Source organism: Thermoplasmatales archaeon (assembly GCA_026127925.1).
GTDB lineage: Archaea > Thermoplasmatota > Thermoplasmata > Thermoplasmatales > Thermoplasmataceae > JAKAYB01.
On the sequence record JAJSLM010000002.1, the window covers coordinates 247994 to 260414 of the forward strand.

The 12421-nt window shown below is 41.5% G+C and carries 17 protein-coding genes; 4 read left to right on the forward strand and 13 right to left on the reverse strand.

Annotated elements, in window-relative coordinates; all coding sequences use genetic code 11:
• Positions 1 to 24 precede the first annotated feature (24 nt).
• Positions 25 to 219 (forward strand): DUF2080 family transposase-associated protein, encoded by a 195-nt coding sequence (locus tag LVQ96_03440; protein ID MCW6170204.1) that lies wholly within the window; start codon positions 25 to 27, stop codon positions 217 to 219.
• Between the two features lie 45 nt (positions 220 to 264).
• Here the strand turns inward: LVQ96_03440 and LVQ96_03445 are convergent, their stop codons facing one another.
• The 5 genes from LVQ96_03445 to LVQ96_03465 all read right to left on the reverse strand — a co-directional run bounded on the left by LVQ96_03445 (position 265) and on the right by LVQ96_03465 (position 3998).
• Positions 265 to 1017 (reverse strand): enoyl-CoA hydratase-related protein, encoded by a 753-nt coding sequence (locus LVQ96_03445; protein ID MCW6170205.1) that lies wholly within the window; start codon positions 1015 to 1017, stop codon positions 265 to 267.
• A gap of 10 nt (positions 1018 to 1027) precedes the next feature.
• The gene (locus LVQ96_03450) at positions 1028 to 1864 is read right to left on the reverse strand and encodes a 3-hydroxyacyl-CoA dehydrogenase family protein (GenBank protein ID MCW6170206.1); all 837 of its coding nucleotides are present in this window, start codon (positions 1862 to 1864) and stop codon (positions 1028 to 1030) included.
• Positions 1861 to 3033 carry an acetyl-CoA C-acetyltransferase gene (locus LVQ96_03455; protein MCW6170207.1) on the reverse strand — a complete coding sequence of 391 codons (1173 nt, stop codon included), beginning with the start codon at positions 3031 to 3033 and terminating at the stop codon, positions 1861 to 1863. Before LVQ96_03455 ends, LVQ96_03450 begins: the two co-directional genes overlap by 4 nt.
• A gap of 125 nt (positions 3034 to 3158) precedes the next feature.
• Complete coding sequence (locus LVQ96_03460) at positions 3159 to 3389, reverse strand: 30S ribosomal protein S17e (GenBank protein MCW6170208.1); 231 nt, start codon at positions 3387 to 3389, stop codon at positions 3159 to 3161.
• Between the two features lie 75 nt (positions 3390 to 3464).
• The gene (locus LVQ96_03465; protein ID MCW6170209.1) at positions 3465 to 3998 is read right to left on the reverse strand and encodes a hypothetical protein; all 534 of its coding nucleotides are present in this window, start codon (positions 3996 to 3998) and stop codon (positions 3465 to 3467) included.
• Positions 3999 to 4135: 137 nt separating this feature from the next.
• On the opposite strand from LVQ96_03465, the gene LVQ96_03470 reads away from it, so the two are divergent.
• On the forward strand, positions 4136 to 4759 hold the full coding sequence (locus tag LVQ96_03470; protein MCW6170210.1) for an alpha/beta hydrolase: 624 nt from the start codon (positions 4136 to 4138) through the stop codon (positions 4757 to 4759).
• Between the two features lie 71 nt (positions 4760 to 4830).
• Here LVQ96_03470 and LVQ96_03475 read toward each other — a convergent pair whose 3' ends face one another.
• From LVQ96_03475 to LVQ96_03505, 7 genes are all read right to left on the reverse strand, one after another.
• Positions 4831 to 5265 (reverse strand): universal stress protein, encoded by a 435-nt coding sequence (locus LVQ96_03475; protein ID MCW6170211.1) that lies wholly within the window; start codon positions 5263 to 5265, stop codon positions 4831 to 4833.
• Positions 5266 to 5506: 241 nt separating this feature from the next.
• The gene (locus LVQ96_03480) at positions 5507 to 5851 is read right to left on the reverse strand and encodes a Rieske (2Fe-2S) protein (GenBank protein ID MCW6170212.1); all 345 of its coding nucleotides are present in this window, start codon (positions 5849 to 5851) and stop codon (positions 5507 to 5509) included.
• A gap of 108 nt (positions 5852 to 5959) precedes the next feature.
• Entirely contained in the window at positions 5960 to 7069 is a 1110-nt protein-coding gene (dnaJ, locus tag LVQ96_03485) for a molecular chaperone DnaJ (protein MCW6170213.1), read from the reverse strand.
• Positions 7070 to 7087: 18 nt separating this feature from the next.
• Positions 7088 to 8965 carry a molecular chaperone DnaK gene (gene dnaK, locus LVQ96_03490; protein MCW6170214.1) on the reverse strand — a complete coding sequence of 626 codons (1878 nt, stop codon included), beginning with the start codon at positions 8963 to 8965 and terminating at the stop codon, positions 7088 to 7090.
• Positions 8966 to 8967: 2 nt separating this feature from the next.
• Positions 8968 to 9414 carry a nucleotide exchange factor GrpE gene (locus LVQ96_03495; protein ID MCW6170215.1) on the reverse strand — a complete coding sequence of 149 codons (447 nt, stop codon included), beginning with the start codon at positions 9412 to 9414 and terminating at the stop codon, positions 8968 to 8970.
• A 129-nt stretch (positions 9415 to 9543) separates the two neighbouring features.
• Positions 9544 to 10509, reverse strand: coding sequence for a methyltransferase domain-containing protein (locus LVQ96_03500; GenBank protein ID MCW6170216.1), 966 nt, complete (start codon positions 10507 to 10509; stop codon positions 9544 to 9546).
• Positions 10509 to 10808 carry a DNA-directed RNA polymerase subunit L gene (locus LVQ96_03505; GenBank protein ID MCW6170217.1) on the reverse strand — a complete coding sequence of 100 codons (300 nt, stop codon included), beginning with the start codon at positions 10806 to 10808 and terminating at the stop codon, positions 10509 to 10511. The genes LVQ96_03500 and LVQ96_03505 overlap by 1 nt, the downstream gene beginning before the upstream one ends.
• Positions 10809 to 11073: 265 nt before the next feature.
• Here LVQ96_03505 and LVQ96_03510 point away from each other — a divergent pair, with 265 nt between their 5' ends.
• Positions 11074 to 11415: a hypothetical protein gene (locus LVQ96_03510; GenBank protein ID MCW6170218.1), complete on the forward strand. Its 342-nt coding sequence runs from the start codon at positions 11074 to 11076 to the stop codon at positions 11413 to 11415.
• A gap of 143 nt (positions 11416 to 11558) precedes the next feature.
• Positions 11559 to 11984 carry a hypothetical protein gene (locus LVQ96_03515; GenBank protein ID MCW6170219.1) on the forward strand — a complete coding sequence of 142 codons (426 nt, stop codon included), beginning with the start codon at positions 11559 to 11561 and terminating at the stop codon, positions 11982 to 11984.
• 160 nt (positions 11985 to 12144) lie between these two features.
• Here LVQ96_03515 and LVQ96_03520 read toward each other — a convergent pair.
• Positions 12145 to 12421 (reverse strand): transposase (locus tag LVQ96_03520; protein ID MCW6170220.1); only part of this gene is annotated, 277 nt, incomplete at its 5' end.

Sequence of the window (12421 nt, forward strand, 5' to 3'; positions counted from 1 at the left end):
AGTTATCTATAGATATCCATATACATGGTGAGAAGACTGGAATTGAATAACGGTAATCTTATCTTGAATGAGGACGAGATAGAAGGGTTTCTGGAGAGAACAGTGACGCCAATAGGTACTTCAGGGAAGGCAGATATTCCCAGAAGATACATAGGAAGAAGGGTTTATGTGATAATCACAAAAAATCCTGGAACTGTTCAGGAAAAGGGTAAAAAATAATTGCGTCCCACACCCTATCGAAGTAGCAGAAATAGTGACACGTGGTCATCTTTTTGTTCCGGTAAATAATGGTTTCCTCTTTTCAAGAAACGCATCCACACCTTCCTTGCTGTCCAGGCTTTCAAAAACTTTTCCAAATGCTTCCTGTTCCTCTTTAAACCCATTCCCTGACTTTGTTCGCAGAAGCTGCTTTATTAATTGGAGAGGCAAACGAGGCTTTTCTGCGAGATCTCTTGCATATTCCTTTGCGCGTGCAAGGTAGTCTTCTGAGACCTCATTTACTACGCCCAGGACAAGTGCCTCATGGGCATCAATTCTCTTACCGTTTGCAATCATGTCAAAAGCTCTCCCCTCACCGATGAGTGTTTTTAATCTTTGCGTTCCGCCAAATCCAGGGAGTATGCCAAGAGTGATCTCAGGCAACCCCAGAACTGTTCCGGGCTTTGCTATCCTTATGTCACAGGCGAGGGTAAGTTCAAAACCCCCACCGAGCGCGAAGCCGTGTATGGCGGCTATTACCGGCATGCTGTACGACGCGATGTAGTCCATGACCTCGTGTCCCTTCCTTGCAAATTCAAACGCTTCGGCAGGCGTAAGTCCTTTGAAATCCTTCACGTTTGCCCCAGCAGAGAAAGCTTTCTCTGAGCCAGTAAGTACTATGACTCTCTCTTCTGAAGACTCGATACCATTCTTTATTTCATTGAGGATATCAATGCTGAGCGGATTCAGCGCCGAGCCTGTAGCTATAGTAATTATTCTTACTTTTTCTTTATCTTCTATCTTTATATATTTATACATATTCTGCACCTCAATACTTATAAAATCCTTCACCAGACTTTCTCCCGAGCTTACCAGAATTAACAAGGTTCCGAAGTATGATGGGCGGTTTGTATCTGTGATCCCCGAATTCGCGATACAGTACCTCCATTATATCTCTTGTTACGTCTAAGCCAATAAAATCCGCAAGTTCAAGCGGTCCCATTGGGTGATTCATTCCCAACTTCATGGTCTTGTCTATGTCTTCCTTTGTCGATACGCCTTGTTCTAAAGTCAACATAGCCTCGTTAAGTAAAGGCATCAGAATCCTGTTTGATATAAATCCCGGGTAATCACTTGAAACTACGTACTGTTTATCAAGCAATGTTACCAGATTCATCACCTTATTCAGTGTTTCCTCAGAAGTTCTGTTGCACTTCACGATCTCGACGAGTTTCATCACCGGGACAGGGTTGAAAAAATGCATTCCAACAAACTTTTGTGGGAATTTACAGTAAGCTGAAAGAAGATTTATGGAGATTGACGATGTATTGGATGCTACTATAGAGTCCGGTCTGGTAACTGAGGAAATGGCCTCAATTACGCCTTTTTTTATTTCCGGTCTTTCTGGAACGGCCTCTATGTAAACATCTGATTCGGAGAGAGCAGAAAGCGTAGTTTCTGTCTTTATTCTATTGAGAACGGTCCTAGGATCTTCCTGAATGATGCCCTTTTTTTGAAGTTTCTCCAGGGACGACTCCATCGTTTTCAAAGCCTTATTTATGGCGTCAGGAAACGTATCAACTAGTGTTACATCATTTTCTTTTTCAGCGAACATCTGCGCTATTCCATTTCCCATTGTCCCCGCACCTATAACTGAAACCTTCATTCTTGCACCTCAAGTGAAAGCGAATGCCCGCCACCACCTCCATGGCATATTGTGGCAAGTCCTGTTCTTAGTTTCCTTGATCTCAGCGCGTTGAGAAGCGTAACTATAATTCTAGACCCGCTGTTCCCAAGAGGATGCCCTATGGCGATGGCGCCGCCATTTACATTAAAGCGCTCCTCGTCTATCCCTAATTGATCTCTCACTATGATCGACGCGATAGAAAAAGCCTCGTTGTGTTCTACAAGATCGAAGTAATCTATATTATTGCCGATCTGATCCAGCAGTTGTTTTGTGGCAGGGATTGGGGCTTCGACAAAATCTCTTGGATCCAGGGATGCCTGGGTAAAACCGGTTATTTCTGCAATTGGATTCAGATCGTACTCCCTAACCGCCCTTTTTGATGCAATTAACAGGGCGGAAGCTCCATCACTCAACTGAGAAGAGTTGCCCGCTGTCAATACACCTTTCTCCGTAAACGCTGGTTTCAATTTTGAAAGGTCTTCCATGCTGGTTTTCCTTATCCCCTCATCCGTCTTCAGTTCCGGCATCTCTATAGATTCTTTTCTAAATTCGCCATTTTGCCAGGCCTTTTCAGCTCGCTGGAAACTCCTCAAGGCGTAAGAATCGGCTTGTTCTCTCGTAACACCAAATTTGTTTGCTGATCTATCCGCGGAAACGCCCATATGTTCATAGTAAAAGGCATCGAGCAACCCGTCGACCAACATGCTGTCATTCATTTCCACCTTCTTGGTTAAAAGTTGTTTAACACCCCATCTCATATCTGGCGGGATCAAGAGTGGAGTTCTGCTCATATTCTCGGTTCCACCAGCTATTATAAGGTCTCTTTCCCCTAGCATGATTTCTCTAGAGGCATTTTCGATAGCCAGCATTCCTGAAGCACAAACGGTATTGACCGTATACTTTATCGTCTTATCAGGAAGACCAGCCAAAGAAGAAACCTGGCCCGCCGGATTTTGCCCTACGCCTGCCTGGATAACATTTCCAAATATGACTTCTTGTATGTCCTTGGGCTCTACCCCAGCATCCTTTATAACCGAAGTGACAGCCCTTGATCCGAGCACAGGTGCACTTGTGTTTATCAAGCTTTTTCCGAATCTCCCTATTGGTGTCCGGCAGGCCGAAACTATGTACACGTCTTTAGAAATCATAAGTGTTAATCGTTACAATTAATATAATGCTAACCGACCTTAACAGAATTGAACTCTAACAATAAGAATGTGAATCAAACGCAAAAAAATAATCTATAGATAAAAGAGAAAAAACTGGAAAAGAATTAATTCAGAACAGAGCCTTCTTCTACTTCTTTCTGGTGCTTTACTCTCCTTTTAATGACATACCTGGTGACATAACCTGCCACAGCATTGACAGTCTTTTTTGAGGCATCCTTCATAGATGCCTTCAGAAGCTCTTTGTTGCTATCAAAATTTTCATTAAAAAGATCCTGATTTTTGTCCACCAATTCTTCCGCAATTCTCTTAACATTTGAAGGTCTTATACTTCCCATTGAACATCTAACCTAAAGTTCTACGTCATCTTCTATGCAAATATAAGCATTCCTCTCCTTGTTTGGACGAGGAAATTATCTGTTGAAACCGTAATTCTGTGTTCCATTGACATTCTTTGGTTTCAATATTGCTCCTACTATGGTGATGATAACTCCAGCTATCGCGAGAACTATTCCAAGGATCAGTAATAGGCCCATCGCTACTATGGCTCCAGTATCAGTTATTAGCTCGGTTGTAACGGTTGAAGTAGAAGAAGACAGCGATACTACGGCAAAGGTCCCGCTTATGTTATCATAAGCAAAGCTCGTTACAGAATCAACAGATGTTTTTGTCAATGGAGGTACTTCATATTTGCCAATGTTTGAAGAATTTACAAAAGAAAGATCGCCAAAACGGACAAGATAGGTCGAATTTGATTTTGATGCAACCGTGAAGAGATTCCCGGAGGAGATTTCTATCTGTTTAGAAGCAAATATTCCCTGAGAATCCTTTGTCAATGTTAGAGTTGAAGTTGATATAAAATGATCTGCGCCGAAAGCGCCAACAGCAGCAAAAACTATTCCAACAACAAGTATTATTATTCCTATTAGCAATAATTTTTTTCTCATTGCATGTGTATAAATATATGATATATAAGTATCAGCATAGGTTTCTGTAACTCAGCGTGTCCTAAAGGAAGCTATGCAAAGATGAACATGGCTGGAAAATTCGTTATCCTTTATAACGAGTTTAAAATAAAGGATATATGTCGTTAGATATTAAAGAAGGGTTTATAAACATCAATGGATCAAGTGTTTTCCATCGTTTTTCATATAGTAGTGAAAGCAAAAGAAACTTGGTAATGTTACATGGCTGGTCTTTTACGTCACAGAACTGGAAGGATATCGGTGTCTTTGAGAAATTCTATAAGCTTTCAATGAACGTATATGCCTTTGACTATCCAGGGTTTGGTCAGTCTCCGTCATCAACTAAGTATGGCATAAAGAGAGGAGACCTGACTAACGGGCCAGTAATGTTGAGGGATTATATGCACGCAGTAGGCATAGACCATGCCAACGTCCTTGGTGCGTCAATGGGTGGGGGAATGGTTCTGAAGGCTGCATTTTCTTTCCCTGATATGATCGATAGCGTTGTTGCAGTTGCGCCGGCGTGGCTTGAACCAGAAAAGGAGAATCTCGTAAATATAAAAGCTCCTGTACTATTGATATGGGGCGAAAATGACATTGTCGTTCCCCCGTCTCTCGGAAAGGAATATTCCAATTTGATTAAGAACTGTAAACTGGTCATTGTACCCGACTCTAAGCACCCAGTATACATTGACAAAACGGACGAGTTCTTCAGGATCGTAAACGACTTCTATAAAGAATAATTTGGAACGAACACTCCCGTATAGTTGATTTTTTCATAAAATTGAATATGTTGCTGGATTCATAGATTTGCCTAACCAGGCGGGATAACCATGACTGGAAGAGTGCTCAATTTCACTATTTCCGAACTGATCGAGCCCAGAAACACCTTACTGAGCCCCGAAAGTTTCCTTGTTCCAGTAATTATCACGTCTGCACCTCTTTCTATCGCAGCGTTTGTCATTACCCTGGCAATCTGATCGCCAGACGCTTCAAGTCCAAGGAATGAGGCGTTTACATTTTCAGTCTCTATGAGTTCTTTAGCACTGTTAAGTACCTCTTGTGAAGCATTATCACTCTTGCTGAACACGGTTGGAGGAGTATATGAACCATAGGTCGGACCGGCCCCAATTATCAAAGGAGAAATATAGCAAATTATGTATTCGTCTGCTATAGGCTTAAATTTCATTGCGAATTTAAGAGCCTTTTTGGCACCGTCCGAATTATCGAAAGCTATGAAAAATTTCATAAGCTAATATCACGTATTAGTAATATAATCTTTTCTGTGGTTTCTAAAACTGGCAAACATCAAGATATAACATTGCTGGGTTAAACTCAAAATAACGTTTATTATGCGACAACGGAAATTGTGGACTGGACCGTATTTATAGGAGCAAAGGAGTCATGGATCACTGAAAACCTTCCTGAGGGAGACATGGCGAACATGTGTAATTTTAAAACGCGTAAAAAAATTCTGTGTCTTAGACTAGTTATGGCATATCTACCTCGAGAAAATCGCCATCCTCTCTGACGTTATATATCTTAAGGCTTTCGCCAATAGTCTCATATTCGCACTTTATCTCTGGTTTTATGACTGCATCTGAAGTCTTTTTTCCCGTTGTGATATCGTACCGGGCCTTGTGAGCCGGACAAACGGCCTCTTTGTCTTCTACCTTATCCAATATTGCGCAACCCATATGGCGGCATACGGCATCCATCGCATAGTACTTTCCAACGTATTTCGAAAGCAATACCGGCCTTCCTGAGATCCATACGACAATAGCATTGTTATTGGCAAAAACTTTTGTGGACATAGTTACTTTTTTGAAAGTCATAATAAGATATTTCCCGACCGACTAAATATTTTTGTAAACCGCATCTTTCCACATACGATTCTCATAAAAGGAAACAAAGCTGGAATTCTTCCATAAATTGTATTTCTGTTATCTTCCAAACCATGAGTGCTTTTTTGTGTTCTCTTCCATTAGCTGTGATATCAGTTGCTTTTGTGTGGAGTTAAGATGCTTTGGTACGATCAATTTAATTCTTATCATCAAGTCTCCGGAACCACTGCTATTCATGTGCGCCATTCCCTTCCCCTTAATCCTCACTATGTCATTTGGCTGTGTTCCCGCAGGGATGTTAACCTCGAACTCCTCCTTGAATAGCTTTATCTGTTTCTTTACCCCAAGTGCAGCCTCCGGAAAGGAAAGGTCAAGGGTTACGTAAAGATTGTCATCAGATCTCTGAATTCCGGACGGTTCATGTACGCTCAAAATTACATATAAGTCTCCAGAACGGCCATTATTATATTGTCCTTTTCCCTTCAGACGTAGCCTGAGCTGGTCCTGTGCCCCTTTAGGAATGTTTATTTGGAGATTCTCTGTTGTTGTAACATAACCTTTCCCCTTGCACACGGGACAAGGTTGGGATGGTACGGTTCCGCGCCCATTGCAGGTAGGGCAAACAGAGACGGAAACCATTCTAAAGTAACCCTGTCCCCGTACATTTCGTATCTGCCCGGTTCCATGGCAGGTTGGGCATGTAACCATCTTTCCGTCTTTGGATCCGGTTCCATTGCATGCCTGGCACGGCGCATTTCTCTGATATTTTATAACGCGTGTTGATCCGTAATATGCTTCTTCAAGTCCAATGTCTATAGAAGTGATTAGATCAAGATTTGGGCCGGAGTTTTGCATCCCTGAAAAAAAGTCGTTTGAACCGCTAAAGCCAAAGTTACCGCCAAATATTCTGTTAAATACATCTCTTAGATCACTGAAATCGTCATAGTGTGAAAAATCCTGCCAGGTGAAATCTGATCTACCGGCACCGAAATCAACTCTGCCGGTTTGATCGTACATCTTTCTCTTGTTTTCATCCGAGAGCACCTCGTACGCTTCGCTGATCTCTTTGAACCTTTCTGCTGCCTGTTCCTTATTTTCCGGATTTGCATCTGGATGGTATTTCTTTGCGAGTGTACGAAAAGCTTTTTTTATTTCTTCCTGGCTGGCAGTTTTGCTGACGCCAAGCACTTCGTAGTAATCCTTGGCCAAACCTATCTATCGCTCCACTTATTTCTTCTCAGTATAATCTGCGTCTACCACTTTTTCGTCTTCATTTTTTCCAGGCTGTTCATCTTGCGTTGTTTCGTTTTGCTCCTGCTGTGTTCCTTCATGTGCCTCGTTTGTTGTGTTTGGCCCACCTGGTTGCTGGTACATTTTCGCTCCAATTTCCTGTATTTTCTTTGAAAGTTCCTGTGAAAGAGTATCGACCTTTTGCAGATCCTTCTCAGAGATTGCAGACCTCATTTCCTTCACTTTTTCAAGCACATCCTTCTTTGTGCCTTCATCTATTTTGTCCCCTGCATCGTTAACAGTCTTTTCCACTGTGTATGCGAGCGTTTCTGCAGTGTTAAGTTTCTCGATTTCTTCCTTCTTTTTCTTGTCCTGCTCCGCGAACTCCTGAGAAGCTTTCTTCATTTTCTCGATCTCTTCCTTCGAGAGTTTATTTGATGCGGTCAAAGTGATGCTCTGGCTCTTTCCCGTGCCCTTGTCCACTGCTGAGACGTTAAGAATGCCATTAACGTCAATGTCAAAAGTAACCTCTATCTGGGGAATTCCCCTCGGTGCCGGCGGTAAACCCACGAGATTAAACATTCCAAGGGAAACATTGTCGGCAGCCATCGCGCGTTCTCCTTGAACTATGTGTATGGTTACTGCTGTCTGCATATCAGCAGCAGTTGTAAATATCTGTGATTTTTTTGTTGGAATCGTTGTATTTGCAGGTATTATGGGCGTTGCAACGCCACCAAGTGTTTCTATGCCTAGAGTCAATGGCGTCACATCAAGAAGTATGATATCCTTTATATCCCCAGATAAAACGGCACCCTGTATAGCAGCGCCTATAGCCACACACTCCATAGGATCAACGCCTCCCTCAGCTTTCTTGCCAAAGTAATCTTCTATGAATTTCTTCACCATAGGCATCCTTGTCGGGCCTCCCACAAGGATAATCTTATTTATGTCCGCTTTTGTGAGCTTTCCCTCTTCTATGGCCTTGTCTAGCGGCGTCTTGCACTTCTGTACTATCGGTGCAATAAGCTCTTCAAGCTTAGCTCTTGTCAGTGTGTACTTGAGATGTTTCGGTCCGGTTTGTGTGGCGGTTATGTATGGTAAATCGATCTCTGAAGTCAGTGTGGATGAAAGCTCAATCTTTGCCTTTTCGGCGGCATCTTTGAGCCTTATGTATGCGTTCTGATCCTTTGATAGGTCGACTCCTTCCTTTGCTTTGAAATCATCAACCAGGAATTTTATTATGGCTTCATCCATATCAGTCCCGCCTAGGGCCGTATCCCCTGAAGTCGATACAACCTCAAACAAACCTTCTCCAAAATCCATAATGGTTACATCCAGGGTTCCACCTCCCAGGTCGAAAACAAGGATCTTCATAGACTGGTTAAGTTTGTCTAGACCGTATGCAAGGGAAGCGGCTGTAGGTTCGTTGATTATCCTCTTTACGTTTAAACCCGCAATTACGCCTGCGTCCTTTGTCGCCTGCCTTTGGTTGTCATTGAAGTACGCCGGGACAGTTATTACGGCCTCACTCACAGTATCGCCAAGGAAAGCTTCAGCATCCCTCTTTATCTTCTGGAGAATGAACGCAGATATCTGTTGGGGTGTGTACTCTTTGCCATAAATCTTGTACTTAAAGTCGGTACCCATTTTTCTTTTAGCTGCAAAAACTGTTCCCTCAGGATTCAACAGTGCTTGCCTTTTGGCAGGTTCTCCTACAAGCAAATCGCCTTCTTTTGTGAAGGCAACGTAACTTGGGAATGCCTTCCCGCCCAAAGAGACACCTTCAGAGCTTGGAATCACCGTTGGTTTTCCTGAAATAACTACAGCTGCAGCCGAATTGCTAGTTCCTAAATCTATTCCTATTATCTTTGCCATTATTATTCACCTTTCTTTCCTACTACTACTTTCGAAGTTCTTATAACCTCATTGTTTATTTTGTAACCCTTCTGCACTTCGTCGACTATCATTCCGTCCTGGTCGCTCTGAACTACAGCGACTACTTCGTGCAAATATGGATCAAATTTTTTTCCTTTAGCATCGATGGGAGAGAAACCGTATGTACCGAGGATCTTTATTAGCTGATCTCTCACAACAGTGAGTTCGTGGCCATTTTCGGATTTTAGCATTGCTGCATCTATCGTATCAAGCAACGGTAAAAGGTTTTTTATTATATCTTTGCCTGCATTCTTTGTTATCTGAGCTATCTCTCGTTCCTTTGCCTTTTCGTAATTCTCCATCTCTGCCAGTTGCCTGATATAGAGATCCTTGTACTCCTTCAGAGACCATTTGGTCTCTTCAAGCTCTTTTTTTAGTTTCTGAACCATCGCGCGATCTTTGGCGGATATCCTTTTCTTGTTTAAGATCATTTCCTCTTCTATTGGTCTGGTTATATCATGATTCACAGGGTCTAACATCCGAACACGTAATTTAAAACAATATATAAACTGATTACTTCATTTCCTGTAGAGGCAACAAAAATATCTCGTCAGGGATTTATGAACCCTCTTCCCTATAACCGCTAATGTTACAAAGTTATTCTTCGAGTATTTCAATAATGACGGGTCTGACATGATCACGATACATCGTTTATTTTTCCCGAGAATCTTTGAGAAAGCTTCGAAGGCTTTTTCGTATAACTGATCTATCTCATTTCCAAATGTAGGGGAACTATGTCCATAGGGTAGATCGGTTATTATTGCGTCAATCTCTTTATCATTTTGCAAAGTAAGAAAATCTGAATTTATGATCTCATAATCCCTTATCCCAAGAAACTTAAGATTAAGCCTTGATCCCGTTACCATCTCCAGAGATTGGTCAACCCCGATGATTTTACGACCCAACATATGGGCCTCTATTAAAATCCCGCCTGTACCACAAAACGGATCAAGGACGGTATTCCCGTTTTTTGTTGCGGAAATGTTTACCATAAATCTTGCATATTTGGGGTCTATTGAAACTGGAGAGAAGAAAGGCCTCAGCGGGGCACGTCTCTTTTGAAACTCTTTAGGATCATTTGAATAAATCTCTCGACAGATGTACCATCTGTGCCAGTGGTATGCTCTTATTATATAATCTGGATTCTTGAATTTCACTCTCCCCTTTCCATGCAGCATTTCTCCTATCTGTGATTCCATCCTGGAATCATGGCAATTAGAGCTGTCCATGAACCTTACAAAAAAAGTTCCATCTGGCAATTCGATATCGGAAATATCCTCAAGCTTGGCAGCATCAGAAATGATCAGTGAAATTCTTCTCACGAAAGCAGCTTGCTCAACGTTTTTCACTTCTCCAGATACTACTGCAAAACTATCCGATCCGTATTCAAAAAAGCAGCCAGAATCATCGCATATACTCAATAACTCATAATAAGATGCAACTGGTAATTCCTGACTTAACTCTATCAGAAACCTATTCTGCATTAGTTGACTTCTTTTGTCTTCTTAATTTCCTTCTTGAGATCTACTTCCATATTTTCAAAAACTTTACTTAAACGTTTTATTGACCTCTTCACTGCTGCCTGAGGTTTTCCGGTGTTCACTTTGACAAAGATCTGCGGATTATCAATCCGGGGATGTTTTATGTAGTATCTGGCTTCCTCAACCTGTTCGTCATGTAGGAGCTCATCCATAAAAGGCCTTAAAATCGTATTATCATAATTCAGCATTTCGACTGTTATCGAATCTTTGTCTTTAGTTACAACACGTAGAGAGCAATCCATACCCCCCACATATTCATGCTTTATTTAGCTTTTTTGAGAAATTAGACCCTGATGGGATGTTTAAGAATTCCAGAATGTTATCTTATGCTTTCAAAGGTTTTTCTCAAGTATTCTCATTTATTATTGAAGAACACTTAAGGAGTACTTACCGTCATATTTCCTAACGCACTTAACGAGATCTCTAAGGTCTTCGGAATTCCTCATTGTCATGCAACACTATCACAAACAGGTTTAAATACATTATGGATATCTACTATACATAATAATGCCATACATCGTAGCCTTTAGGCTTCCAAAGGGAACTAATACGAATACGCTCAACAAATTTGTAAGAGGCCTGTACGGACAGGATTCAATGTCATGGAATGGGAGATACAAGTTCCATAGAAAGGGAATAACGGAAGAGATCCACTTCAGGAAATTCATTAGGGGAGTGATAATAATACGAGAATCCGATCTTGACAGGATCATCTCATACCTGTCAGGGTATAGAGCAGAATACTATGTCGGAAAAGTCATAGAAACCTCCGAAAGCGAAATTATCATGGGAGTCCAGAATAATATTGTCCCAAAGCCGGCTTACCAGGTAGTAATGTTCTGGGAATAGTTATTTATTCATCTAGTAACGTACAGGTCAGTAACAATTTCATTACAGGGTGGTTTTCCTTTGAGCAGACAGAATTTCCTGTCGCTAATCTCCTGCTCTGGAATTCTCAGAATGTTGTAGTATCTTGGAACACTTTCTATACAATGGATAGTTCGATGTTAATCTACGACATGTCATCTATGTCTGGAAACAATATGGTTTATGGAAACGTATTCTACCAAGATCCAATGCTTAATACAACAAGCTACAGTGTAATCGATGTTTCAACTAATTTCGCAAGCTCTAATATGAATCCTGTCGGGTTGATGCTTTACAGCAATAATAACACTATATTCTTTAACGCTTTTGACGTCTATTCCGCTGCGATTAGCCCGAACTACAGCATATACAGCGGTTCTGCCGTTAATTATACGGACAGCTGGGACATGGGGTACTTGGGGAACTTCTGGTGGAATTATCATTTCCACTTCAGGCACGATGAACCATATAACAACAATGGTCTAATTACATCAGGGTATGATTACTTCCCAATGCCACTGTTCGGTGCCCACCCAGCAAACTTACTATAAAGGAAATAATGAAAACCTAAATACCTTTTTTTAAAACGAATATTTTAATCCCTTTTCTATTTCTAATTCTTACCAGGTTTCATCGTGTACATCATTTGCGTCAGTTCATTTTGATAGTGTACATGATTTGCTGTAATTTCGAAAAGATCCTATACATTCCCTAATCCTCCTCCATATTAATATATCTTCTCCCCGTTACCCACTCTTCATTTACGTCCATCATTATTGTCACAACAAGTCTCAGAAGAGACTGTTCCGACGGAAATGCCCCTATCTTTTTCGTTCTCCTCTTGAATTCCAGGTTAAGTCTCTCCAGCACGTTTGTTGTTCTCAGCCTATTCTGGTACGATTCACTGTACGCTCTGTAATTGTACAGTGAGGGATACCATCTCTCGAACATCTCGGATGCTTTATCGAGACCCTCTTTAACAAGTGCG